The following is a 24,564-nucleotide window of genomic DNA, read 5'->3' as shown; positions in this document are numbered from 1 at the left end:
ATTCTTGGTGGGACTATTTCTGTACATTGCTGGACTGTGCGGTCAGATAAGTTTTGGTAACGCCCATGTGATGGCAAGCTGCTTCAACCGTGCCGTCAGGGGTCAGTTGTGGGTCGGATTCGGCGCAAAGCGACTGCGCCGCAGGGCCGAGGGTCGTGAACAGCGGGCAGCGGCTGCGAAAATTGCACCCGTCGATCTGCTCGGTGGGGCTCGGCAGGTCACCCGCGAGCAGCACACGCTGGCGGCTACGCTCGATGACCGGGTCAGGAATCGGGGCTGCGGAAATCAGTGCCTGAGTGTACGGATGCCGCGGATGCGCAAATACATCGGCCACCGGCCCGTATTCCACGATGCGGCCCAGGTACATGACGGCCACGGTGTCAGCGATCTGTCGCACAATGGCCAGGTCGTGAGCCACGAACAGGTAGGAGAGACCGAGCTGCTCCTTGAGATCTTCGAGCAGGTTGATCACACCGGCCTGGATCGACACGTCCAGTGCTGATACCGGCTCATCGAGCACGACCAGGCGAGGATTGGTCGCCAAGGCACGGGCGATACCAATGCGTTGGCGTTGCCCCCCCGAGAATTCGTGCGGGTAACGGTCGGCCATGAGCGGGTCTAGGCCCACGAGGTCCAGTAGCTCGCGCACTCGCTCCCGCCGGGCTTCGGTCTTCACACCGTGCACGGTCAGCGGTTCGCCAATGATGTCGCCGATCGGAAGCCGGGGATCAATAGCCGCCATGGGGTCTTGAAAGACGATCTGCACGTCACGACGCAGGCGCAGCTTGTCGACGCGATTAAGCTTCGCCACGTCAGTTCCGTCGATCAGAATCTGGCCGCCCTGGGGCTTGGTCATCTCGAGAACTTCGAGAATCGTGGTTGATTTACCGCACCCCGACTCCCCGACCAGACCGAGGGTTTGCCCAGGTAAGACTGAGAATGAGACTCCGTCGACCGCCCGCACGGTTCCGATACGCCGAGAAAACACTCCGCCCTTAGTCAGGGGAAAGTGGCGCACTAGGTTCGACACCGTGAGAACAGGCGCCTCCCCCGGCCGTTGTGAGGGCTGACTGACGACGAGCGGTTCCGGCCGAGGAAAAATATCGCCCTTGGCCAACGAACCCGATGCGATCTCATCAGAGCGATGGCAGGCCGCCACATGGGTCACGTCGTGCTCGCCGGTCAGGACGATCTTGGATGCCGCAGCGCGGTGTCGAAGCAACTCCGGCTCCGTGTCACGGCAGGTATCGATCGCAATCGGGCAGCGCGCAGCGAACGGGCATCCATTCGGCAAAGCCGTCAACGACGGCGGTCGGCCCTCGAGGGGAACGAGCCGTTGCGTTCCTGCTGTCTGCATGTTGGGAACGGACCGCAGCAGCCCCACCGTGTACGGCATGTGGGGGTCGGCGAAAACATCAGCCGTCAAGCCGTTCTCTATGAGCTTTCCGGCATACATCACCGCAATGCGATCTGCATGGCCGGCCACGACACCCAGGTCGTGGGTGATGAGAACCACGGCTGCCCCGGTAAGTTCCTTGGCTGTTTCGAGCACGTCCAGGATCTGCGCCTGAATGGTCACATCGAGGGCCGTGGTCGGTTCGTCCGCGACGATCAGCCGAGGGTCGTTCGCGATGGACATCGCGATCATGGCACGCTGACGCATGCCACCCGAGTACTCGTGGGGGAAGGCCTTCGCACGTCGTCGTGGGTCGGGGATACCGACGACGGTGAGCAATTCCACCGCTCGCGCACGCGCGGCCTTCTTGCTGAGCGCCGCATCGTGCAGCAGGAGCGCCTCGGCAATCTGGTCACCCACCGTGTACACCGGCGTCATGGCCGAGAGTGGGTCCTGGAAGATCATGGCGATGTCCTTGCCACGTATCTTCGACAACTCCCGGTCATTGAGGTCGAGGAGCGGTCGGCCGTCGAACGTGATGCTGCCCTGCACCACGGCCGCGCTCGGAAGGAGTCCCATGAGGGCCAGCGATGAGACTGATTTTCCCGAGCCGGATTCGCCGACGATACCGAGGAATTCTCCCTCGTGCACCTGATAGCTGATCCCCCGAACGGCCTGCACACTCGGGCCACCTCGTTGCGGGAAAGTCACCGACAAGTTTTTCACCTCGAGCAGGGGCGGGCGGGCGATCGATCGCGCGCTGACCTGCCGCGAGGCCGCAACGATTTCTGTTACTGAATTACTCACGGTTTACTCCCGAGGTTGGATCGACAGCATCCCGCAGGGCATCACCCACGAGGCTGACGGCGAAAAGGGTTGCCACGAGAACGCCGGCCGGGAAAACGAACAACCAGGGCCGGGTGATTGCCGCGCTGGTGCCCTCGGACAAGAGCGTTCCGAGCGACACGTCCGGCGCCCGTACACCAAAGCCGAAATAGCTCAGGCTCGTCTCAGCCATGATCGCCCCGACGACACCGAGCGTCGCGTCGATGATGAGCAGCGAGGCGACGTTGGGAATGATGTGACGGCCGAGAATTTTCGGCATCGGCACTCCCATGTATCGCGCCGCTTTCACGAAGTCCTGATTTCGCAGCGAACGGGTTTGCGACCGGATCACTTGCGCCATGATCATCCAGCTAAATGCCGCTAAGAAAATGGTCAGGAATACCCACGAGAGTCCCTTGAAAAGCGGGCTCAGGATGACAAGAAGGATGAACGATGGCAGAACGAGCAGAAGATTGATACACCACACGATCACTTTGTCGACGATGCCGCCCATATAACCGGCCACCGAACCGGCAATTGCTGCGATGGCGGTTCCAAGCGGTCCTGCGATAAGCCCGATCACCAGGGACTTCTGCAGCCCCACAAGTGTCTGTGCGTAAAGATCCTGCCCGATGCCGTTTGTACCGAACCAATGAAGCTGGGTGGGACCGATACCCATATTGAGCGAATCGCGTCCCGTGGCGTTATAGGGGTAGAAGACCGGACCAAGAATCGCCCAGAGAGCGATGAGTGTTATCGCGATCGCGCCCACCCAGAACCGCGGTGTGTGGACGAGACGGTGCCAGATGAGCCGTCCGCGGGATCGTGCCTTAGAAGAGCGGATGCCGCCGGCCAGGTCGGCTGCCCCCTCGCTCTGCAGCGCGGTCGCAGTGTCCGGTATCGGCCTAATGTCGATATCAGCCATATCAGTACCTCACTCGTGGGTCGAGGGCTGCGTACAGTACCTCGGAAAGCGTGGACGAGAACAACACGAGAATCGCAAGAAACAAGGTCGTACCGGCGACACCGTTGATATCGCTCTGGGTGATCGATTGCAGCGCAAACTCGCCCATGCCATGGAATGAGAAGACAATCTCGAGCATGATCGAGCCCGAGATGAGCGTGCCGAAGCTGTAGGCGAAAAATGTCGACATGGGAATGAGGGCGACCCGCACGCCGTGGCGCACCAGGGCGGAATTTCGCGAGCGGCCCTTTGAACGGGCCGTGCGAATATAGTCGGCGGCGAGCACATCGAGCATGACGCTGCGCTGGTACCGCGAATAGCTGGCCGCTCCCATGAGCACCAGGGCGAGGGTGGGCAGCAGCAGGTGCACCGCCCGGTCAGCCGCGAGCACCCACCATGGGCCGGAAAGACCCGCGGAGTATTCCCCGGTGAAGTTGATGAGTTGTTTGCCGACCGCACCGTTCATGGCCGTCGCGCCGATCATGAGCAGCACGCCCACGACAAAGGTTGGGGTGGCGAAGATGAGGTAGGAGCTGTACGTGACGATTTGGTCGCTCGCACGGTATTGCCGCACGGCACCCCACACTCCGAAAACCACACCGAGGATGGCTCCGATGACCGACCCAATCAGCAGCAGACGCAGGCTCACCCCCGATCGCGCGATGATTTCCTGCACGACCGGCGTTCCGCCGACCGTATTTCCCAGCGACCCGTGCGCAACGAGGTTGACGATCCACTCCCACAGCCGCGAGAGTACCGGTACGTCGGGATTCACGCCGAGCCCGTCGAGAATGCTCGTGATGGTGCTGTCGCTCGGCCGAGGGTTACGGCCGAGATACTTCGCCGCGGGGTCGAGCGCGACACTGGCGACTACGTAGGCCAGACAGGTTGCAATTGCAGAGAGAACAAAGTAGTTGAGGAATCGACGAACGATGTAGAAAACCACGTGGGAGCTTTTTCGCTGCCTCTAGTACCCACACTCGTGATCCGTTAGGCGAACAACAGCCAACTTTAAACGTGTCGAAACCACGGTGATCCTCCTTTGCATCTCCTTGCAGGAAATGCATGTGTACAGGTGCAAAGCATCCTTGCTTTGTAGTGCTTTGATCAGAGCCTAGGGTTCTCGAGAGCTTCTACGTACAAAAAGCGACGAAATCGCACAAATCCGCGTCTAACCTTGATTAAATCGAATTATTCACCATTAATCGTTGTGGGTCTGTGACCTTTGCGAAGTTGGTAGCGTGCTACGGCAGGCACGATGAAGGGCCCCAATACGAAGGCGGTGAGTGCTGGCCCTAGTTGTCGGAGCCGCCGGCCAGCAGCTCGCGGCGCAGTTCGCGGCGGGCACGCTGTTCGGTCGGATCGGGGATCGGAACGGCGGCCAGCAGACGCTGGGTATAAGGGTCTTTCGGGTAGCGCAGAATCTCATCCCGCGTGCCGGTTTCCACGATGCGGCCGTGGTGCATGACCGCGATGCGATCGGCCAGCACGTCGATGACGGCGAGGTCGTGGGTGATGAACAGGCAGGCGAAATTCATCTGCTGCTGCAACGCCTGGATCAGCTGCAGCACGCGGGCCTGCACCGATACGTCCAGCGCGCTGGTCGGCTCATCGGCGATGAGCACCTTCGGTTCAAGCGAGAGCGCACGGGCAATGCCGACACGCTGCTTCTGCCCACCGGAGAGTTCGTGCGGAAAGCGGCTGCGATAGGACCGAGGCAGCTCAACGCTATCGAGCAGCCGTTCCACCTCGGCGCTCAGGGCCGCGCCCTTCAAACCCTTGCCGAGCTTGAGGGGTTCCCCGATACTGTCGCCAATGGGCATCCGCGGATTGAGCGAGGAGGAGGGGTCTTGAAAAACGATGCCGACGCTTTTATGCAATCGATGGATCTCGTCACGGCTGGCCTTCGAGATATCCTGACCGGCAACGTGCAGCGTTCCCTCTGTTATCGGGAGTAGACCGATGGCCGCACGTCCGAGGGTGGTTTTACCGGAACCCGACTCCCCCACGAGTCCGAGAACCTCTCCCTGGCGCACGAACAGGTTGACCTTGTCGACGGCGCGGAACGCCGCGACGCGACCATGCTTGGGGTATTCGATGACGACGTCGTCAAACTTCACGACCACTTCGCGGCTATCGCGCTGGGCTGCAGCGGCGGCCTCATTCGCCAGACGCTCGTTGACCTCGATGCGAGCGGCGAGCACGGCGTCCACCACGATGTCGGTGCCGATGGCGAGCGCGGCCGTCATGTCGATCGCCTGGTCACCGCGCTGGCCGAGGTGCGGAACGGCTTGGAGCAGGGCGATGGTGTACGGGTGGGTGGGTTCGTTGAAGATCTGATCGACCGTGCCGCGTTCGACGATGACCCCCCGTCGCATCACGGCGATGTCATCGGCAAGGTCGGCAACGACACCCATGTCGTGCGTGATCAGCAGGATGGCGCTGTCGAGTCGGTCGCGCAGGCTACGCAGCAGGTCGAGGATCTCGGCCTGCACCGTCACGTCAAGGGCTGTCGTCGGTTCGTCGGCGATGAGGAGCTGCGGGTCGCAGGAGATGGACTGGGCGATCATGGCGCGCTGGCGTTGTCCGCCGCTCAGCTGGTGCGGGTAGGAGTCGAAGGCTTTGAGCGGATCGGGCAGCTCGACCAGGTCGAGCAGCTCCAGGGCGCGCGCCTTGGCCTGTGAGGGTGACATGCCGAAATGGGCGCGCAGAGTCTCGATGATCTGGAACCCGATCGTGTAGACCGGGTTGAGTGCCGTCATCGGCTCCTGAAAGATCATGGCGATCTGGCCACCGCGCACCTTATGCATCTGGGCGGGCTTCAGCCCCATGAGCTCCCGGCCGTTGAGCTTGACGCTGCCGGAGATGCGGCTGTTCTCGGGGAGCAGGTCGAGAATGGCCATCGAGCTGGCGCTCTTACCCGAGCCGGACTCGCCGACGATCGCGAGCACTTTGCCCCGCTCGATCGAATAATTCAGGTTGAGCGCGGCCGGCACCCAGACGTTGTCGACGCCGAAATGCACCGTGAGATCAGTGACCTGCAGCACCGGGCCGGAGAATGTGGTCGTCACCTGGTCGGTCATGAAGTCCTGCTTTCGTCAATGCTGCTGCTTCGGCGGTTGCCGCCAAAATCTGGCAGCATGGCTGCATGCCCGTCGCTGCCGTTCCGAATGTTTTCTACTCGCGGTTCAATCGCATCATCGCCGCGGTCTTCTGCGCGGTCGCCGCACTCAGCGCGCTGAGTCTGTTTCTGCTCCCGACAGCGTCGAACCGTTGGCTGGTCATCCCGGCCCTGTTCGTGATGCTGTTCGTCTGGGAAATGCTCTGGCGGCCCGACCTGCGAGTGAGCGATGATGCCGTCACCATTCGCAATCCGCTGCGCACCATAGTCGTGCCGTGGGCGGCGCTCGTGCACGTGGACACCAAGTTCGCCCTCACCCTCTACACGCCGGGTCGTAAGTTCGCGGTATTTTGCGCCCCAGCGCCTGGCCGCAGCCTGACCAGCTCCGGACGCCGCAAGAGCACCGACCCGGTGCCCTACGTCAGCGGCTTCCCGCGGCCCGGCGATTTGCCGGGAAGTGAGTCCGGGGAGGCGGCGCAACTGGTGCGCGCACGCTGGGACCTGCTCCAGAAGACCGGTCGGGTTGATGGCGGCCTCGCGGCACAGACGCCCGTTGCGGTGGTCTGGGCCTGGGGTCGCGCTGGCGTGCTGGCGGCGGGTGCTGCGGCATCCGTTGTGGCCATTCTGCTGGCGTAGCTCTACGGCGCTGCGCGACGTCACGGCTGGGTCTCCAGCTCCGGCTCCGGCCGGGTTTCGCGCATTTTGCTGAGGTTGAACCGGCGGTGGCGCGGGTCGAAGGCATCGCGGAGGCCGTCGCCGACAAAGTTGACCAGCAGCGCCAGTGACACGATGAAGGCGCCGGGCCACCAGAACAGCCACGGTCGGGTCTGGAACGCCGACTGGTTGGAGCTGATCAGCAGGCCCAGCGACACGTCGGGAGAGCGGATGCCGTAGCCGAGAAAGCTCAACGCTGTCTCGAGCAAAATGGCAGACGCCATGATGAGCGTGGCCGACACGATGACTACTCCCATGGCGTTGGGCAGGATGTGTTTGAAGATGATGCGCGCGTCCGAGGCCCCGGCGACCCGGGCGGCCTCGACGAACTCGCGTTCGCGTAGCGACAGGAACTCGCTGCGCACCAGCCGGGCGATGCCCATCCAGGAGAAGAACCCCAGCATGACCGCCAACACCGGGGCGCCGAGGCTGCCGAACCAGTGGCCGACGACCGAGCCGATGACGAGCGCGGGAATCACGATGAAGACGTCCGTGATTCGCATCAATACGGCATCGACCATGCCGCGGTAGTAGCCGGCGACCGCCCCGATCACCACTCCGACAACGGTGGCAATCAGGCCGAGAACCACCATGACGAGCGCGGAATTTTGAATTCCGCGCATGGTCATGGCGAAGTAGTCCTTGCCGATACGGTCCTGGCCAAACGGATGTTCGCCCAGCGAGATTCCGTTGCCGCCGAGGAATTGGGGCAGGAGCGACAGGGTCGGGTCACCCTGATTCACCTGTGGATTGAGTGATTTGAAGTCGTATTTCCACCAGCCGGGAATGGCGCCGACGCCGATGGCGGAGAAGGAAAAAATGACGATTAAGGCGATGACGATGATCGAAGCAACGGCGACCTTATTGCCGATGAACCGTCGCCAAATCAAACGTCCCTGGCTCTCGGGGGTAGCGCTGGCGGCGGCGAGTTCGTCGGCCGGAATTTCGGTGGGCGGGGTCTGCCCCGAACCAATCGGTGTGGACATTTAGCGAATCCTCACTCTCGGGTCGAGCCCGGCATAGGCCATATCGGCCAGAAAGTTGAAGGTGATGGCCATCGCGGCCACGATCAGGAAGTATCCCATGACCGGATTGACGTCACCGCGCTCGAGGCCCGCATTGAACAGGCTGCCCATGCCGGGGATAGCGAAGACATATTCTGTGATGATCGCGCCACCGAGCAAGGCGCCTACGTCGAAAGCGACGAGGGTTGTCAGGGGAATGAGCATGTTGCGAAAGGCGTGGCGCATGATCACGGTGCGTTCGGGTAGTCCCTTGGCGCGAGCCGTCCTGATGAAGTCCAGACTGAGAACTTCGAGCATGCCGGCGCGGGAGTATCGGGTGTACCCGGCGAAGGAGATGAGCAGCAGCGTGATTGTCGGCAGGGTCAGGTGTACGAAGGCGTCGAGGCCCGAAAGCCACACATCGCCGGACAGCCCCGGTGTCTGCGAGCCCACCGTCGCGATCGGTCGTCCGTTCGTAGCGGACAGCAAATCGCCCCAGGACTGCATGAAACGGTCCAGCAGAACGACACCGCCGGAAAACAGGGCAGTGACGAGACCGACCCGCATGTTCTGGCCCCGGTCGTAGCCCCCGGCCAGAAAGCCGCTGACCAGCCCAACGGCGATGGTGGCGAGGGCGAGAATGAACAGGGTGCCCGCGCTCGACACGTCGAACAGTGGTTGCAGGGTGAAGTACGCCGCAATGGCAATCACCGCGTTGATTGTCGCCGTGATGAGTGCCCGACGGTTGCGCAGGCCGGCCAGCAGGGTGGCCGAGCCGAGGGCGATCCCAGCGACCAGCAGAATGATCGGGATCGCGCCGAGGCCCGGGCGCATGAACCAGCCCGTCGCACTCACCAGCAGCAGAACACCCGATGTCGCCAGCCCCGACACGAGGAAGACGACCAGTCTGCGCCGCCTGTCACCACCGAGGAGCGACTGCCAGATGGCCCCGACGATGAGGCCGATGACCAGCAAGGCTATGCCTCCGATCACGGGGTCGCGCAGAAAGTCGTTGAAACCGATGGCGATGAATTCTTTCAGCAGCACGGCAACGAGGAAGGCGGGCAGCGAGTACAGAAAGAAACTGACGAAGGTGACCGTATTGTCCAGGCCGCTGTACTGGCGGAGGGCGGTAATGATGCCGATCGTCACGCCGAGCAGAATGGCCAGCACAAGCGCGAAGGTGACGAGCTGCACCGTCGCGGCAAGGGCGTTGGGCAGGATGTCGACCACTCGAGCATTCGAGATAGTCGAGCCCAGGTCGCAAGCGTTGGCGAACGGAATCGCACATTTCGCCACACCTCCGATCCAGAGCACCCAGCGCAACGGCGGCGGAACGTCAAGGTCGAGGAGCGAGACGCGGGCGTTGATCAGTTGCTGCTTATTGGGCGAATTGCTGCTTCGGAGGTCTTGAAGCGGGTCGGCCGAATAACCCACCATGACGTACATCAGAAATGATGCAGCGACCAGGATGAGCACGGAAACGAGAACACGTCTCAGGATGAAGGTCACCATGTGTGGGCTACCTCGCTGTAGGGGTTGGTTCGCACTTCTGAAATAGGCGAAAAAACGGATGCCGCCAGACTCACGAGTTGGGCTCCCGGGCGTGCCCAGGAGCCCAACGGCGCGATCGAGCTGTATATCTCGGTCGTGCTATTTACTGACGGACCACTCCCAGAAGTTCCAGAACGGGCCGGTTTGGTTGCCCATGTACTCCACACCGCTTACGCGCTTGGCGACACCGAACACACCGGGCAGTTGGAACATCGGAAGGCCGTAGGCATCCGTGAACATCTGCTTGTCCATGCGCTTCTCGATCTTGACGAGTTCATCGGGATCCAGAGTGGTCTGGGTCGCGATGGCATCAGCATTGGTTCCCGTGTAACGGCTGTAGTTTCCACCGCCGTCGGTTGAGAAGATCTGCGAAATGCCGGCAGAGCCGACACCCGGGCTGATCCAACCAAAGATCGACGCGTCATAGTCGCCACCGGCCAAAAGGGAGGCCCAGTCGGGTGAGCCCTTGTCCACAATGTTGAACCCGGCTTTGGTAGCCGATTCCTGAATGGCCTGGAACTCATCGACGCGGTTTGGGTTCTTGGTGTTGTAGAGGATGCTGATCGTTGGTGTTGCTCCGGCGAGGAGTTTCTTGGCGCCTTCGATGTCGACCTCTGCGTAGTCGCTGGATCCGTTGTTCGCAACCGAGTCCGCGTACGGTTCGTTGGCCGGAACCCAGATTTGCGAGTTCAGAACCTTGGCGTCCGGGTTGACCGGGGTCACGATGGAGTCAAGGATCTGCTGCCGCGGAATAGTCTTTAGGAACGCTTGGCGAACACTCAGGTCGGCGAAGACCGGGGCTCCGAAGTTGAGGTCGAGGTGGTCGTACGAGACCTGGTCGCCGGTGAGCACGTCAGCGCCGGTGTTCTCCAGTGCGGTCAGTGTGTCAGCGGATGCCTGCGGGTTGATGATGTCCACTTCACCGTTTTGCAGCGCGGTGACCTGCGCGTTCGCGTCGGGGATGACGCGCAGCACAATCTTGTCGATTTTGGGAATCATGCCGCCGACGTAGTACTTGTTGCGCTCCATCGTGAACGACTGGCCGGGGGTCCAGCCGGTCGGCACCATCGGACCACTGGAAACCAGTAGGTCGGGGTCGGTTGGGAAGGCGGTCACGTCGTAGCCGGTGTTTACGAAGTCCGCAGCAGCTTTGAGCGTGGGGTCGGGAGCCGCCGGGTTGGCCGGGTCGCCTTTTGGCAGCCCCTTGAGCAAGGCGGTCAGATCAGCGGCAGAGCTCAGCCCGGCCTTCTTGGCAACGATGTGTGCGGGCTGGCCGATCGGGTTGACCAGCTCCCAATCCACATAGGGGGTGCCGTAGACCAACGTCATCGACAGGTTGTCGTCGCTGACCGTGGGAAAAGCTGTCGTGTCGAGGCCGGCAGTGCTCGCCGCAATCTCGAAGTAGGTCGTACCGGTGGTCACCTCACCGGTGGCCTCATCGGTAGTGGAACTGTTGTAATAGCCGGCCTGGGTTGCCCAGGAAAGCACCATGTCATCGGCGGTCACAGGCTCTCCGTCTGACCACTTGTTCTCGGGATTCAGCGTGTATGTGACGGTCTGCGGGTCGTCACTGGTTTTCTCGAAGGTGCCGAACTTTTTTTCATGCACGATCTTGAAGTCTTTATCAATGTAGGAGAAGGCCGAACCGTAGCTACCCATGAGGTAACCGACCTGGCCGTTGGTGTCGAGATTGGACTGCGGCGTCTGGTTATTGAACGACGTGAAGTCGTTGACCACCGCGACCGTGACCGTGCCGCCGCTGGCCGCGGCATCTGTATTCGGGGCGGTGCTGCCGGCTGTGGTGCATGCGGTCAAGGCAAGGGCAGCGACGCCGAGAACGGCGACCCCGCTGAGGCTCTTCCTGAACAGTTTTCCTCTGATGGACAAGATTCCTCCTGGGCGAAGTGATCGTCGACACCGGCGAGGGGCCGCGAGTCGATCGTGGTTAGCTACGACCATAGAGAGAAATCCCCAGCTTGCCAATCAAATTGTCGAACTGTTATCAAATAGGTCCATTCTTTTTCGTTCAAGTCGGGCATTCTGCACAAAAATTGCGTCTGGTCTGCCCGTGCGCGGAATTTGTCCCGTTTTTACCGACCAAACCGCGGAAAGCGCCACAGGGCCGCAGGGCCGCACAGCTGGTCCGCGGTCCTCAGCGGCAGTGAACGCCAGACAGGCCTGACCGGCAATGCCGGTCAGGCCTGTCTGGGACGAATCGAGCGGTTAGCGACCGAACTCGAAATCGCCACCGGGGATGGCGCCGAGGAGCTCCTGCGTGTAGAGCTCCCGAGGGTTGTCGAACACGTCGTCGGTGGATGCCGCCTCGACGATACGCCCCTTCTGCATGACACAGACGTTGTCGGCGACCAATCGCACCACCGCAAGATCATGGGTGATGAACAGGTACGTCAGACCCAGTTCCGTCTGCAACTCGGTGAGCAGGTTCAAAATTTGACCCTGCACGAGCACATCGAGCGCAGACACAGCCTCGTCGAGCACGAGGACATCGGGCTTCAGCGCCAGGGCGCGTGCAATCGCGATGCGCTGCCGTTGGCCGCCGGACAGCTCGCTCGGATAACGAAACTGCGTCGCAGCCGGCAGCGACACCTGATCGAGCAGCTCCAATACCCGCTTCTGCCGTTCCTTTCGGGTTCCCACTTTGTGCGCGAGCAGGGGTTCAGCGATGGTGTTGCCCACGTTGTACTGCGGGTCGAGTGAGCCATACGGGTCTTGGAACACGGGCTGCACGCGCCGACGAAAGTTCAGCAGTTCCCGGCCCTTCAACCCAGCGACGTCGCGCCCCTCGAAGTCAATCCGCCCGCTGGTGAGGCTCTCCAACTGCAAAATAAGCTTGGCCACCGTCGATTTGCCGGAACCGGACTCCCCCACGATCGCCGTGGTCGTGCCCTTCTTCACGCCAAACGACACGTCGTTTACGGCGAGGAGTTCGTCGTACTTCAGGCCGGATTTGCGAATGCGGTACATCTTGCTGATGCCCTCGACCGAGATGAGGTCCTTGCCCGACGCCGCCAGTTCGCGTTCGGTGGCGCGCGTGATCAACGCGGTGTCGATGCCGCCCATCGAGAAGATCTCGGTGGCGGCGGGCTCCTGATTCTTTTTGGCCTGGATGCGCCGCGACGCGAGGCTCGGAGCGGCCGCTACGAGGCGCTGCGTGTATGGATGCTGCGGGTTGGCCAGGATTTCCTGCGACGGCCCGGACTCGACAACCTTGCCTTTATACATCACCACAAGCTGTTCGGCCCGTTCGGCAGCGAGGCCGAGGTCGTGCGTGATGAACAGAACGCTCGTGCCGTAGTCCCGAGTGAGGGTGGCGAGGTGATCGAGAATCTGACGCTGCACGGTGACATCGAGCGCGCTCGTGGGCTCATCGGCGATAAGCAACTTCGGCCGGGCAGACAGCCCGATGCCGATGAGCACGCGCTGGCGCATTCCACCGGAGAACTGGTGCGGGTACTGCTTGAGCCGGTCGGCGGCATCCGCCAGCCCCGCGTCCTGCAGCACTTCGATGGTGCGCTGTTTCAATGCCTTGCCCCGGAGACCACTATTGACCCTGATCGCTTCGGACACCTGAAAACCGATGTTCCACACCGGGTTGAGGTTGCTCATCGGGTCCTGCGGAACGTAGCCGATCTCACGGCCGCGCACGGCCTGCATTTCGGCGGCGGTCAGGGCGGTCAGGTCGCGGCCCTCGAACAGGATCTGCCCGCCGGTCACGTGGCCGGTACCGGCCAGCAGCTTGATGATCGCCTGGGCGGTCGTGGTCTTACCCGAACCGGACTCCCCCACGATCGCAAGGGTCTGGCCAGGGTAGAGCATGAGGTTCACACCGCGAACGGCGGGCACGAGACCACGCTGGGTACGGAAGCCGACCTCGAGGTTACGAATTTCAAGCAGCGGTGCGGAGTCGGTGGACGGGATCTGCTTCACGGTTTCGGTCGCTAACTGGGTCATCGGCGTGCCCTCGTCTGGGGGTCGAGCGCATCGCGCAGAACGTCCCCGAGCATGAGGAACGCCAGCACGGTCAAGGAAAGCGCGATCGAGGGGTACAACAGCACCTGCGGGCTCGTGCGAATGGATGTCTGCGCTTCACCGATATCGCGTCCCCACGACATCGTGCCGGGACCGAGGCCGATGCCCAAGAACGACAGCGTCGCTTCGGCAACGATGAACGTTCCAAGTGACACCGTCGCGATAACGATCACGGGGGCGATGGCATTAGGCATCACGTGCCGCACCAAAATTTTGAACTTCGACACACCGAGCGCGACCGAAGCCACGACATAGTCCGAGTTGCGGGCGGTGAGTACTGCGCCGCGCATAATGCGGGCGACTTGCGGCCAGGCGAAGATCGAGATGACCAGGGCGATCACCACCGGAGTGCGGTCCGGCAGCACCGAGAGCAACACGATGGCGCCGAGCACGGTGGGAACAGCGAAGAAGATGTCGCCGATCCGTGAGACGACGCCGTCGAGGAATCCGCCGTAGTAGCCGGCGAGGGCGCCGACGATGAGACCGAACAAGGTCACGATTACCGCAGCCAGTATTCCCACGGTCACCGAGGCACTCGTGCCGAAGATGATTCGGGCATAGACGTCGCAGCCCTGGAAGGTGAATCCCAGCGGGTGCCCTGACTGCGGAACCCCGTTGCTGTCCGACAGCTGGCACTGGGTCGGCGATACCGAAGCGAACCAGGTGGGGAACAGCGCCACCAGCACGATCAGCAGGATGAGTCCCGAGGAGATCCAGAACGTGGGGCGACGTCGCATCGCCTCCCAGGCATCCGCCCAGGTGCTGCGAGCTTTCGCGGTCTCGTCGAGGCGATCGATGGCGACGAGCGGGGTGTCTTCGAGCGCGGCAACGAAGTGCGGCTGCACGCCCGGATTCTTATTTGGCATAACGGATCCTTGGGTCCAGAGCTGCGTACAGCAGATCGACGAGCAGGTTGGCGAGTACGAAGATCACGACCATCACGGCAATGAACGAGACAACGGTTGGTCCTTCGCCCAGGCGAATGGCCTTGAAAACGGTGCCACCGACCCCGTTGATATTGAAGATGCCCTCGGTGACGATGGCACCGACCATAAGCGAGCCAATGTCGACACCGAGAAAGGTGATCACGGGAACGAGGGAATTGCGCAGCACGTGCACGGTCACGACACGGGGGCGGGATAGGCCCTTGGCCGTCGCGGTGCGCACGAAGTCGGCGTTGAGATTGTCGGACACACTAGCCCGGGTCAGGCGCACAATGTAGGCAAATGAAACGGATGCCAGGACCAGCGCTGGCAGAATCAGTTCGTCGAGCGGTGCTGCACCACTGACCGTGGTGCGGGCCCAGCCGAGTTGCACACCGAACACGAATTGCAGCACGAAACCGATGACGAACGTGGGCACGCTGATCAGCAACAGGCTCACGACGAGGGCGCTCGCATCGAACAGTTTGCCCTTGCGGAGACCGGCAATGAGACCGACGAAAATTCCGAAAAACGCCTCGAAGGCGAGGGCGAGCATGGCGAGCCGTGCCGTGATCGGAAAGGCCGAGGCCATGACGTCGGACACAGAACGACCGGAGTAAGTGGTACCGAGGTCGCCTTGGAAAAAGTTACCGATGTAGAGCAGATACTGCACGATGAACGGCTTGTCGAGGTTGTACTCGGCCCGGATCTGCGAGAGAACGGCGGCCGACGGCGGCCGGTCGCCGTAGAGGGCAGCGACGGGGTCTCCCGGAAGGGAGAACACCATGAAGTAGATCAAAAACGTGGCGCCGAAGAACACGGGAATCATCTGGAGCAGGCGCTTGCCGGTGTACCAGAGCATCAGGTACCCAGGGGCTTGGTCGACACGGTGCTGGTCGATACGGTTCTTGACGACACGGTGCTGGTCGACACGGTGCTGGACGACACGGCGGAAATCAGGTGCATGGAAAATCGCAATCATTAAGTGAAACTCGAGAGGCCCGGGGAATGACCCCCGGGCCTCTCGCAACGACGTACTAGGAGCGAACTGTTAGTTCCTGGTGATTGCGTAGTAGAGCGGCACGGAATCCCAGCCGAACTCGACGTTGCTCACGCTGTCGGACCAGACACCGGAGGTGTTCTGGTACCAGAGCGGGATGGTCGGGAGGTCCTGCAGCAGAACTTCCTGAGCCTCGACGTACTTGGCAGTGGCATCCTCAACACTCGACGCCGCGGCGCCGCCTTTAAGAAGCGTGTCGAACTCTTCGCTGCTGTAACCCTCGTAGTTCGAGCCGGCACCGGTCTGGTACAACGGCGCGAGGAAGTTGTAGAGCGAGGGGTAATCGGCCAGCCAGCCAGAGCGGGTACCGCCGGTCAACGTCTGGGCTTCACGGTCATCGATGGAGGCAGCAAAGGTCGGGTACGGTTTGCCGACCGCGTTGATGCCGAGAGTGTTCTTGACACTGTTGACGACGGCGTCGACCCAGACCTGGTGCGGTCCGTCGGCGTTGTACGCGATGTCGAACGTACCCGTGTACGGGGAGATGGCATCGGCCTGGGCCCAGAGCGCGACAGCCTCTTCGGGGTTGAAATCAAGCACTTCGGAACCCTCGAGCGAGTCAGAATAGCCGTCGATGACTGGAGAAGTGAAGTCGGTGGCCGGGGTACGGGTGCCCTGGAAGACGACGTCGGTGATCTCGGCACGGTCGATGGCCATAGAGAGAGCGGCGCGGCGCAGCTTACCCTCCTCACCGGACCAGTGCTCGAGGTAGTACGGCATGTTGAAGGCCTGGAACACTGCGGCGGGCTCATTCACGAAAGAGTCCGGAAAGTCGGATTCGTAGGTCGCGAGGGCAGCTTCGGGGATCTGGTCGAGCACGTCGAGGTCGCCGCCCTGTACGGCCGCGTAGCCAGCGTCGAAGGAGGCAAAAAAGACGATGGTCAACCCGTCGTTCTTCGGGGTGCGAACCCCCGAGTAGTCCGGGTTCGTGACGAGCTCGATCTGCACGTCGTGCTGCCAGGCGTCCTCGCCGGCAAGCATATACGGGCCGTTGCCAACCGGGTTTTGGCCGAAGGCGTCCATGTCTTCGAAGGCCACGGCAGGCAGCGGCGAGAAGGCCGAGTAGCCGAGGCGCAGCGGCCAGTCGGCCTCGGTGCCGGCGAGCTCTACGGTGAACGTCGTGTCATCGACAACCTTCAGGCCGGACATGGTCTCGGCGAGCGGGTCGGGAACCTGAAGAACTTGACCGGCATCGTCAGTGGCCCCGGTGGGATCATCCTTGGTGTTGGAGACATCGGAGTAGCCGACGATGTTGTCGAAGAAGTAGGAGGACCCCTGCGCGTTGGTAACGAGGGCGCCGTAGTTCCAGGCGTCGACAAAGGACGAAGCCGTGACCGGCTCGTCGTTGCTGAAGGTCCAACCATCCTTGAGCGAGACAGTCCACGTCGTGGCGTCGTCAGACTCGATCGATTCGGCGACCTCGTTCTCAATCCCCCCGGCCTCCGAGTAGGAGACCAGGCCGGCAAAAATCGACGTGACGATCTTGCCGCCGCCCGCCTCGGTGGTGTTGGTCGGGATCAGCGACATCTGCGGCTCGCTGCCGTTCGTCGTGATGATTGCGCTGTCGTCACCGGTGGTCGCTCCGCCACCAGCGCAGCCAGCGAGCATGAGCGCTCCGGTCGACGCGAGAGCAATGGCGACAATGCCCATTCTCTTGATTTTCAATTTTTGCTCCAATGCACAAATGGGGGCCCGACACGGCTCTTGATCGTGTCGAGCGCCAGTAGAGTCAACCCAATTTTGGTCGCAGAAGAGCGAACTCAAGATTGGGGGGTTGTTTCGAGCCTAGTTTGTTATTCGCCCAGAATGAGTAATAGGGCGAAGAATGTTATCGACGCGCAACCCTTTCGGCAACTATTGAGCGTAAAACAGTGCGCTTTTGCACATATGTTGCGAGGTAGCCCCAAAGGGGAGGTACAGCTCCTGTGATCGTGAAGCGGGTACCTGGGATGGCGGGGTGGCAGGATAGGGCCATGCCGCAAGCATCCCTGTTGCCGAGTTCCCGGCTCGACCGTTCCCGGAACTATTGGGAGATCGGCATTGTTCTCGCGCTGTCGCTCGGGGCATCGGCGGTGTACTCGATCGTGTCGATCGTGGCCCGGTTGAGCGACACGACCCCCCTCGCCGACCAGTCGGCGACGCTGAACGGCTCGCAGTCGCCGCGTGAGTGGCTCGACTTCACGTACCAGTTTCTGGGTATCGCGTTCGGGCTCGGAGCGGTAGCCCTGGTGATGTTTCTGCTCTGGCGTCCCGGGCAGAATCCGTTCACCCGGCTCGGCTTCGACCTGACCCGTCCGGGCAGGGATGTGCTGGGCGGGTTTGGACTGCTGCTGGTCATCGGAATCCCGGGCCTCGCGCTGTACCTGGCCGGGCGCGCGTTGGGGTTCACCGTGGCCGTGGTGCCCTCGCCGCTCGACACTTTCTGGTGGACCATACCCATACTGGTCTTCGCGGCCCTGAAGGCTGCGCTGGTCGAGGAAATCATCGTGGTCGGCTACCTGTTCACCCGGCTGCGTGAACTCGGTTGGTCACCCTGGACCATCATTTTGAGCTCGGCCACACTGCGCGGCAGCTATCACCTGTACCAGGGCGTTGGGCCGTTCTTCGGCAACGTCGCCATGGGCGTCGTGTTCGGTTGGTGCTACACCCGCTGGGGGCGCACCATGCCGCTCGTGGTGACCCACTGGCTGCTCGACATTCTCTCGTTCGTCGGCTACCCGCTCGCGCTGGCCTGGTGGCCGGGGCTGCTCGCCCCGGCCAGCTAACTTCTACTCGAACGCCTCGGGCGGCGGGCAGGCGCAGACCAGGTTGCGGTCACCATAGGCGTTGTCGATGCGCCGCACCGGCGGCCAGTACTTGCCCCGCACCAGGCTCGCGAGTGGATACACCGCGGTGCCCCGGTCGTACGGATGCTCCCACTCCCCCTCGATCACCGACTGCGCAGTGTGCGGCGCGTTGTGCAACGGGTTGTCGTCGGCGGGCCAGCGGCCGGCGGCTACGGCATCCGCTTCGACCTTGATCGCGATCATGGCGTCGATGAAACGGTCGATTTCGCCGAGGTCTTCGCTCTCGGTGGGTTCGACCATGAGCGTTCCGGCTACCGGAAAGCTCATCGTCGGCGAGTGGAAGCCGTAGTCGACGAGGCGTTTAGCCACGTCATCGACGGTCACACCGGTGGCCGCAGTGAGCGGTCGCAGGTCGAGGATGCACTCGTGCGCGACCAAGCCGCTCTCGCCCGAGTAGAGCAACGGGTAGCTATTTTCGAGGCGTTTCGCGACGTAATTGGCGGCGAGCACGGCTGCGCCGGTGGCCTGCTTGAGGCCGTCGATGCCCATCATGCGCACGTACGCCCACGAGATGGGCAGGATGCTCGGGCTGCCATAGGGCGCCGCCGAGACCGGCCCACCGGCATGCACGACGGTGGTGCTGGCTCCCCCGCTTCCCAGCAGGTAGTGCTCGTCGCTCTGGGCAAGCGGATGCCCCGGGAGGAACGACGCGAGGTGCGCCTTGGCCGCAACCGGGCCGACGCCCGGTCCGCCGCCCCCGTGCGGGATGCAGAAGGTCTTGTGCAGGTTCAGGTGGGAGACGTCGCCGCCGAAATCGCCGTAGCGGGCGAAACCGAGCAGCGCGTTGAGGTTGGCGCCGTCGACGTAGACCTGGCCGCCGGCCGCGTGCACCGCCGAACAAATGGTGGCGACCTCGTGCTCGTAGACGCCGTGCGTCGAGGGGTAGGTGATCATGAGGGCGGCGAGGCTATCGGCATGCTCGGCGATCTTGGCGTGCAGGTCGGCAAGGTCGACGTTACCGAGCTCGTCGCAGGCCACGACGACAACGCGCATGCCCGCCAGCACAGCGGATGCCGCGTTGGTGCCGTGCGCGCTCGACGGGATCAGGCAGACCGTGCGATCGATCTGCCCGTTGGACTGGTGGTACCCGCGGATGGCCAGCAGGCCGGCGAGTTCGCCCTGGCTGCCGGCGTTCGGCTGCAACGACACGGAGTCGTACCCGGTGACATCGGCGAGCCACGTTTCGAGTTGCCGCACGAGGTGCAGGTAACCCTCGACATCCGCTCTCGGGGCGAAGGGGTGGATCCCGGCGAATTCGGGCCAGCTGACGGCCTCCATTTCGCTCGCCGCGTTGAGCTTCATGGTGCAGGAGCCGAGCGGGATCATGCCCCGGTCAAGCGCATAGTCGTAGTCGGCGAGGCGCTTGAGGTAGCGCATCATGCTGGTCTCGGAAGCGTGCGTGTTGAACACCGGGTGGGTGAGGAATTCGCTCTCGCGACCCAACTCGCTCGGCAGCCCATGCGCCACGGCGTCGAAGTCGACGTGGCCGAACGCATCGCGGCCGCCGAACGCGCCGACGACATAAGACAGATCGGCGAGCGTGGTGGTCTCGTCGACCGACACACTGATGGTGGTCTCGTCGACCTGATACAGGTTGTAGCCACTCGCCGCCGCCTTTGCAACGACCTCGGCCGCGCTCGGCACGAGGACCCGGACGGTATCAAAGAACGTGTCGCTTTGCACGTCGACGTCGATGGCGCGCAAGGCGGCGACGAGGGCGCCAGCTCGCTCGTGCACCTGCTCGGCGATCGCGGTGAGACCCTGTGGCCCGTGGTAGACCGCGTACATTCCGGCCATGACAGCGAGCAGCACCTGGGCGGTGCAGATGTTCGAGGTGGCCTTGTCGCGGCGGATGTGCTGTTCGCGCACCTGCAGGGCGAGGCGGTAGGCGGGGTGTCCGGTGGCATCGACGCTGACGCCGACGAGGCGGCCGGGCAGCTGGCGTTCGAGACCCTTGCGCACGGCCATGTAGCCGGCGTGCGGTCCGCCGAAGCCCATCGGCACGCCGAAGCGCTGGCTCGTGCCGACGGCGACATCGGCGCCGAGGTCGCCGGGCGACTTGAGCAGGGTGAGAGCCAGCAGGTCGGCGGCTACCACGGCGAGCGCTTTGCTTTCATGCGCAAGATCGATGACCGCTTGCGGGTTCCAGATGCGACCAGATGCCGACGGGTACTGCACGAAGACGCCGAAATAGTCGCCGAGGTCCTCGGCCGTGGTCTGCTCGCTGAGCGGGACCTGGGCGAGTTCGATGCCGAGGGCTGCGGCGCGGTTGGCGAGCAGCGCGTGGGTCTGGGGAAAAGCATCCGTGTCAACGATGAATCGGCGTGAGGTGGATTTGGAGGCGCGCAGGGCGAGCAGCATGCCCTCGACGACCGCCGTCGACTCGTCGAGCATCGACGCGTTGGCGGTGGTCAGACCGGTGAGATCGGCAATCATGGTCTGAAAGTTGATGAGGGCTTCGAGCCGGCCCTGCGAGATCTCGGGCTGGTAGGGCGTGTAGGCCGTGTACCAGCTGGGGTTCTCGAACACGTTGCGCTTGATCACAGCGGGCGTGAACGTGTCGTAATAGCCGAGACCGATCAGGGAGCGTTTGACCGTATTGCGATCGGCCAGGGCGCGCAGTTCGGCGACGGCCTCGTTCTCGGTCGCGGCGGGCGGGAGGGCGCTACCTGCATCCTGCCGAAACAGATCTGCGTGAATCGACGCGGGCATGGCGGCGGAAACGAGGTCGTCCACCGAGGTATAGCCGAGTGTGGCGAGCATGTGGGACTGGGCGCCTGCAGTCGTTCCGATGTGGCGCTGGGTGAAGGCCGTGGGCATCTGCTGCCGAACCTGCGTTTCCATGAGCTACTCGCCGATGAGGGCCGAATATTCGGCCGGGCTGAGCAGGGTGGGCAGCGTGTCGAACTCAACCTTGATCAGCCAACCTGCGCCGAACGGATCGCTATTGACCAGCTCGGGGCTCTCGACCACGGCATCGTTGGTGGCGGTGACGGTGCCGTTGACCGGTGCGAACAATTCCCCGACCGACTTGGTCGACTCGATTTCGCCGATGACCGTGCCGCCGGCGACCGTGCTGCCCACCTCGGGCAGTTCGACGAAAACCACGTCGCCGAGCTTCTCGGCGGCATAGGCGGTGATGCCGACGGTCGCAATGCTGCCGTCGATCAAAACCCACTCATGCTCAGCGGTGTACTGCAGTTGGGATGTGTCTGTCATGGTGTTGCCTTTCGCAGGGTGCACGGATTCAGGGCTATTTCAACAGGGCGGAGCTATTTGACGCGCTTATAGAACGGAAGCGAGGTAACAGTGGCGGGAAGGCGGGTGCCACGCACGTCGACGTACACCTCGGTACCGAGGCGGGCGAGGTCGGGTGTGACGTAGGCCATGGCGATCGGGTAGCCGAGGGTTGGTGAGAGCGCGCCGCTCGTGATGACGCCGTCGCAAGTCTCGGCGTCGAGGCTGCGGAAAATCTCGTAGTCAGCGCGCCCGGCACGCTTGCCGGCGGCAATCAGACCCACCAAAACGGATACCCCCACCTCCGGCCCTCTTTCGATCGCGGCGCGGCCGACGAAGTCGTTCTCCTTGCCCAGGTTGACCACCCGGCCAAGGCCCGCCTGCGCTGGGAAGGTGTTCCGGGTGAGCTCGTGACCGTAGAGCGGCATGCCGGCTTCGAGCCGAAGGGTGTCACGACTGGCGAGCCCGGCCGGAACGAGCCCTTTCTCGGCGCCGGCGCTCATGAGTGCATCCCACAGCTCTCGGGCTCGCGCGGCCGCGAGGTAGAGCTCGAAGCCGTCTTCACCGGTGTAGCCGGTGCGAGCCACCAGAAGTGGCTGGCCGCGGAAGGAAGCATCCGTGATGCGGTAATACTTCATGAAGTGCAGGTCGGTGCCGAGGTCGGTGACGCCCTCGGTGGCATTAAGAATGGCGAGGGCGTTGGGGCCCTGCACAGCGATGAGGGCGTAGTCGTCGCTCTGGTCGACGACGCTCACGGTGAAGCCGTCGGCACGGGCGCGCAGCGCATCGAAAGCGGCGAAACGATTGCCGGCGTTGGCAACGATGAGAAACCTGGTGTCGCCCAGGCGGTAGACGACGAGGTCGTCGATGATGCCGCCGTTCTTCGCGAGGAGCAGGCTGTACTTGGCCTGCCACAGCTCGATGACCGAGAGTTTGCCGGCGAGCGCATAGTCGAGGTAGGCGGCGGCATCTGGGCCCTCGACCAGAATTTCGGCCATATGCGACAGGTCGAACAGGCCGGCTTCGGTGCGCACGGCGTGGTGCTCAGCGAGATCGCTCGAGTAGCGCACCGGCATCTGCCAGCCGGCGAAGTCGGTGAAGCTCGCACCGGCGTCGACGTGCGCCTGGTGCAGCGGCGAGAACCGCTCGGTGCTGGCGGGGGTGCTGGAATCAGCCGAGGTCATGAGTTCTCCGGGTGACAGGGCCGAATTGGCGCGGCCGCATGTGTGCGAGGCTCGGTTGAGCCTCGTGGGAACTCCCCCTCTGTCGCTCGTGCCTGAGAGCTTCACCAGCGCGGACGCGCTGACTTTCACCGTGGGCGAGATTGTGAAACACGCAGAGCGCGTTCAATCTACTTTTCAGAGTGGCCAGTTCGATGCGGTACGAGTACCTGAGAGATTGTCGGGGAGGATTGCTCCTTCGGTGTTCGCACGCCTTCGCGCCGAACTCTCCCGCATCGTCCATATGACCCGATGTTTAGTTGTGATGTGACTTGGAGCCAGCCTAGCCCCACACCCCGCTGCTGCCACGCCGATGACTGTCGACGAGGTGGGTATCGATGATGCCGATCGCTTCCATGAGGGCGAACATCGTGGTCGGTCCAACGAAGACGAAGCCGATTTTCTTGAGTGCTTTCGAGAGTGCGACGGATGCATCGGAGCGGGTGGGCACGTCGGACTGCGTCAGCGGCGCTGGCGTGGCATCGGGTTGGAACGACCAGACAAAATCCACCAGGCCACCGCTGTCGCGAAGGGCGACCGTGGCCCGCGCGTTCGTAATAGTGGCGTGGATCTTGAGGCGGTTGCGTACGATTTTCTCATCGTTCAGCAGCCGCATAACGTCATTTTCGTCGAAGGCGGCGACCCGCTCGGGGTCAAAGTCGGCGAATGCTGCTCGGAACCCGGGGCGCTTGCGCAGAATGATCGCCCAGGACAACCCGGATTGGAACGCCTCGAGGCTGATACGTTCGTACAGCCCGTGCTCGTCGCGCACGGGCACGCCCCACTCCGTGTCGTAGTAATCGCGTAACATCGGGTCGACCGAGGCCCAGGCGGGGCGGGCGAGCCCATCGGGGCCGACGATCACCCCGGGGGCTGGTAATTGTTCCATACGAACCATTAGACACCGGCCCCGCAGACGGCCGTCGCCAAGCCGCGAGTGTGGGGCCATTCACCAGGACAAAGACTCGGCTGCAGCCTCGGTCAGCTCGATGATGTTGTCCAGCAGTGCTGACATCGTGTCGGAGCGCAGGAGCGCGATCTGGTCGAGTGGTCCAACCGGGGCGATCGCGGCGAGCTGCCAGGCAGCGGCGGTCGGATCGTGCGAGAGCGCCACATCGGGCGACCACTCCTGGTCGGAGAACTCGCTCGCGAGCGACAGGGTGCGGCGCACGATCTGTTCGGCTTGTTCCCGGCGCGGCTGCAGCGCATCGTCCCATGTCAAGTCGGGCACCGCGCGAACGGTGGCGAGCGGATGCGGGTCCTCCGGCATCCACTCGGTCACCTCGATTCTGCGCTCACCCTGAACGACCAGCCCCAGGTAGCCCTCTGGCGCTTCGAGCTGGGTGACCCGGGCGACGGTGCCGATGCTGAAGCGACGTTCGCCGCCGCCGACTTCCTGCCCGCGTTCGATCAGCACGATGCCGAACTCGGCCGGCTCGGAATCAAGCACCCGGGCCAGCATGACGAGGTAGCGCTCCTCGAACACGCGCAGTTGCAGCGGCATGTAGGGAAACAGCACGGATCCCAGGGGAAACATCGGCAGGGTCGTCATGCCCCCAGCGAACCACGTCATCGGCCTTGCGCCAAGCCCTATGCGCGACGGATTGGAATGGGCTGCATTCGACGCGTAGCCTAGAGGGTCTACCGCGC

General features: G+C 62.9%; 18 protein-coding genes and 2 riboswitches. Of the genes, 2 read left to right on the top strand and 16 right to left on the bottom strand.

The window, feature by feature from the left end; all coding sequences use genetic code 11:
- Positions 1 to 13 precede the first annotated feature (13 nt).
- The 4 genes from E3T38_RS11415 to E3T38_RS11400 all read right to left on the bottom strand — a co-directional run bounded on the left by E3T38_RS11415 (position 14) and on the right by E3T38_RS11400 (position 6,268).
- Positions 14 to 2,182, bottom strand: coding sequence for a dipeptide ABC transporter ATP-binding protein (locus E3T38_RS11415; RefSeq protein WP_174775239.1), 2,169 nt, complete (start codon positions 2,180 to 2,182; stop codon positions 14 to 16).
- A 13-nt stretch (positions 2,183 to 2,195) separates the two neighbouring features.
- A complete protein-coding gene (locus E3T38_RS11410; protein ID WP_134548321.1) occupies positions 2,196 to 3,146 on the bottom strand; it encodes an ABC transporter permease in 951 nt (316 codons plus the stop codon).
- Position 3,147: 1 nt separating this feature from the next.
- Positions 3,148 to 4,131: an ABC transporter permease gene (locus E3T38_RS11405; RefSeq protein WP_134548320.1), complete on the bottom strand. Its 984-nt coding sequence runs from the start codon at positions 4,129 to 4,131 to the stop codon at positions 3,148 to 3,150.
- Positions 4,132 to 4,480: 349 nt separating this feature from the next.
- Entirely contained in the window at positions 4,481 to 6,268 is a 1,788-nt protein-coding gene (locus tag E3T38_RS11400; RefSeq protein ID WP_134548319.1) for an ABC transporter ATP-binding protein, read from the bottom strand.
- Between the two features lie 65 nt (positions 6,269 to 6,333).
- On the opposite strand from E3T38_RS11400, the gene E3T38_RS11395 reads away from it, so the two are divergent.
- Entirely contained in the window at positions 6,334 to 6,942 is a 609-nt protein-coding gene (locus tag E3T38_RS11395; RefSeq protein ID WP_134548318.1) for a PH domain-containing protein, read from the top strand.
- Positions 6,943 to 6,962: 20 nt separating this feature from the next.
- On the opposite strand, the gene E3T38_RS11390 is transcribed toward E3T38_RS11395, so the two are convergent.
- From E3T38_RS11390 to E3T38_RS11360, 7 genes are all read right to left on the bottom strand, one after another.
- Positions 6,963 to 8,006, bottom strand: coding sequence for an ABC transporter permease (locus E3T38_RS11390; RefSeq protein ID WP_134548317.1), 1,044 nt, complete (start codon positions 8,004 to 8,006; stop codon positions 6,963 to 6,965).
- Complete coding sequence (locus E3T38_RS11385; RefSeq protein WP_134548316.1) at positions 8,007 to 9,539, bottom strand: ABC transporter permease; 1,533 nt, start codon at positions 9,537 to 9,539, stop codon at positions 8,007 to 8,009. It abuts the gene before it with no gap.
- 138 nt (positions 9,540 to 9,677) lie between these two features.
- Positions 9,678 to 11,465 carry an ABC transporter family substrate-binding protein gene (locus tag E3T38_RS11380; protein WP_134548315.1) on the bottom strand — a complete coding sequence of 596 codons (1,788 nt, stop codon included), beginning with the start codon at positions 11,463 to 11,465 and terminating at the stop codon, positions 9,678 to 9,680.
- A 336-nt stretch (positions 11,466 to 11,801) separates the two neighbouring features.
- Complete coding sequence (locus E3T38_RS11375) at positions 11,802 to 13,550, bottom strand: ABC transporter ATP-binding protein (protein ID WP_134548314.1); 1,749 nt, start codon at positions 13,548 to 13,550, stop codon at positions 11,802 to 11,804.
- Positions 13,547 to 14,494, bottom strand: a complete 948-nt coding sequence (locus E3T38_RS11370; RefSeq protein WP_134548313.1) for an ABC transporter permease — start codon at positions 14,492 to 14,494, stop codon at positions 13,547 to 13,549. Before E3T38_RS11370 ends, E3T38_RS11375 begins: the two co-directional genes overlap by 4 nt.
- Positions 14,484 to 15,413, bottom strand: coding sequence for an ABC transporter permease (locus E3T38_RS11365; RefSeq protein WP_134548532.1), 930 nt, complete (start codon positions 15,411 to 15,413; stop codon positions 14,484 to 14,486). Before E3T38_RS11365 ends, E3T38_RS11370 begins: the two co-directional genes overlap by 11 nt.
- A gap of 189 nt (positions 15,414 to 15,602) precedes the next feature.
- A complete protein-coding gene (locus E3T38_RS11360; protein WP_134548312.1) occupies positions 15,603 to 17,276 on the bottom strand; it encodes an ABC transporter substrate-binding protein in 1,674 nt (557 codons plus the stop codon).
- A gap of 308 nt (positions 17,277 to 17,584) precedes the next feature.
- Between E3T38_RS11360 and E3T38_RS11355 the strand changes: the two genes are divergently transcribed.
- Positions 17,585 to 18,376 carry a CPBP family intramembrane glutamic endopeptidase gene (locus E3T38_RS11355; RefSeq protein WP_241984429.1) on the top strand — a complete coding sequence of 264 codons (792 nt, stop codon included), beginning with the start codon at positions 17,585 to 17,587 and terminating at the stop codon, positions 18,374 to 18,376.
- A gap of 3 nt (positions 18,377 to 18,379) precedes the next feature.
- Here the strand turns inward: E3T38_RS11355 and gcvP are convergent, their stop codons facing one another.
- From gcvP to E3T38_RS11330, 5 genes are all read right to left on the bottom strand, one after another.
- Positions 18,380 to 21,277, bottom strand: coding sequence for an aminomethyl-transferring glycine dehydrogenase (gcvP, locus tag E3T38_RS11350; RefSeq protein ID WP_241984460.1), 2,898 nt, complete (start codon positions 21,275 to 21,277; stop codon positions 18,380 to 18,382).
- A 27-nt stretch (positions 21,278 to 21,304) separates the two neighbouring features.
- The gene (gene gcvH / locus E3T38_RS11345; protein WP_134548309.1) at positions 21,305 to 21,676 is read right to left on the bottom strand and encodes a glycine cleavage system protein GcvH; all 372 of its coding nucleotides are present in this window, start codon (positions 21,674 to 21,676) and stop codon (positions 21,305 to 21,307) included.
- 53 nt (positions 21,677 to 21,729) lie between these two features.
- Positions 21,730 to 22,878, bottom strand: coding sequence for a glycine cleavage system aminomethyltransferase GcvT (gene gcvT, locus E3T38_RS11340; RefSeq protein ID WP_134548308.1), 1,149 nt, complete (start codon positions 22,876 to 22,878; stop codon positions 21,730 to 21,732).
- Between the two features lie 69 nt (positions 22,879 to 22,947).
- Positions 22,948 to 23,062, bottom strand: a riboswitch (glycine riboswitch).
- Positions 23,063 to 23,158, bottom strand: a riboswitch (glycine riboswitch).
- A gap of 39 nt (positions 23,159 to 23,197) precedes the next feature.
- Positions 23,198 to 23,803, bottom strand: coding sequence for a DNA-3-methyladenine glycosylase I (locus tag E3T38_RS11335; RefSeq protein WP_134548307.1), 606 nt, complete (start codon positions 23,801 to 23,803; stop codon positions 23,198 to 23,200).
- A gap of 60 nt (positions 23,804 to 23,863) precedes the next feature.
- Positions 23,864 to 24,466 carry an LON peptidase substrate-binding domain-containing protein gene (locus E3T38_RS11330; RefSeq protein ID WP_104197750.1) on the bottom strand — a complete coding sequence of 201 codons (603 nt, stop codon included), beginning with the start codon at positions 24,464 to 24,466 and terminating at the stop codon, positions 23,864 to 23,866.
- Positions 24,467 to 24,564 lie beyond the last annotated feature (98 nt).

Source organism: Cryobacterium sp. Hb1, from assembly GCF_004403585.1.
GTDB lineage: Bacteria > Actinomycetota > Actinomycetes > Actinomycetales > Microbacteriaceae > Cryobacterium > Cryobacterium lyxosi.
Note: the sequence above shows the minus strand (reverse complement) of the source record. Positions and strands in the feature narration are given on the sequence as shown.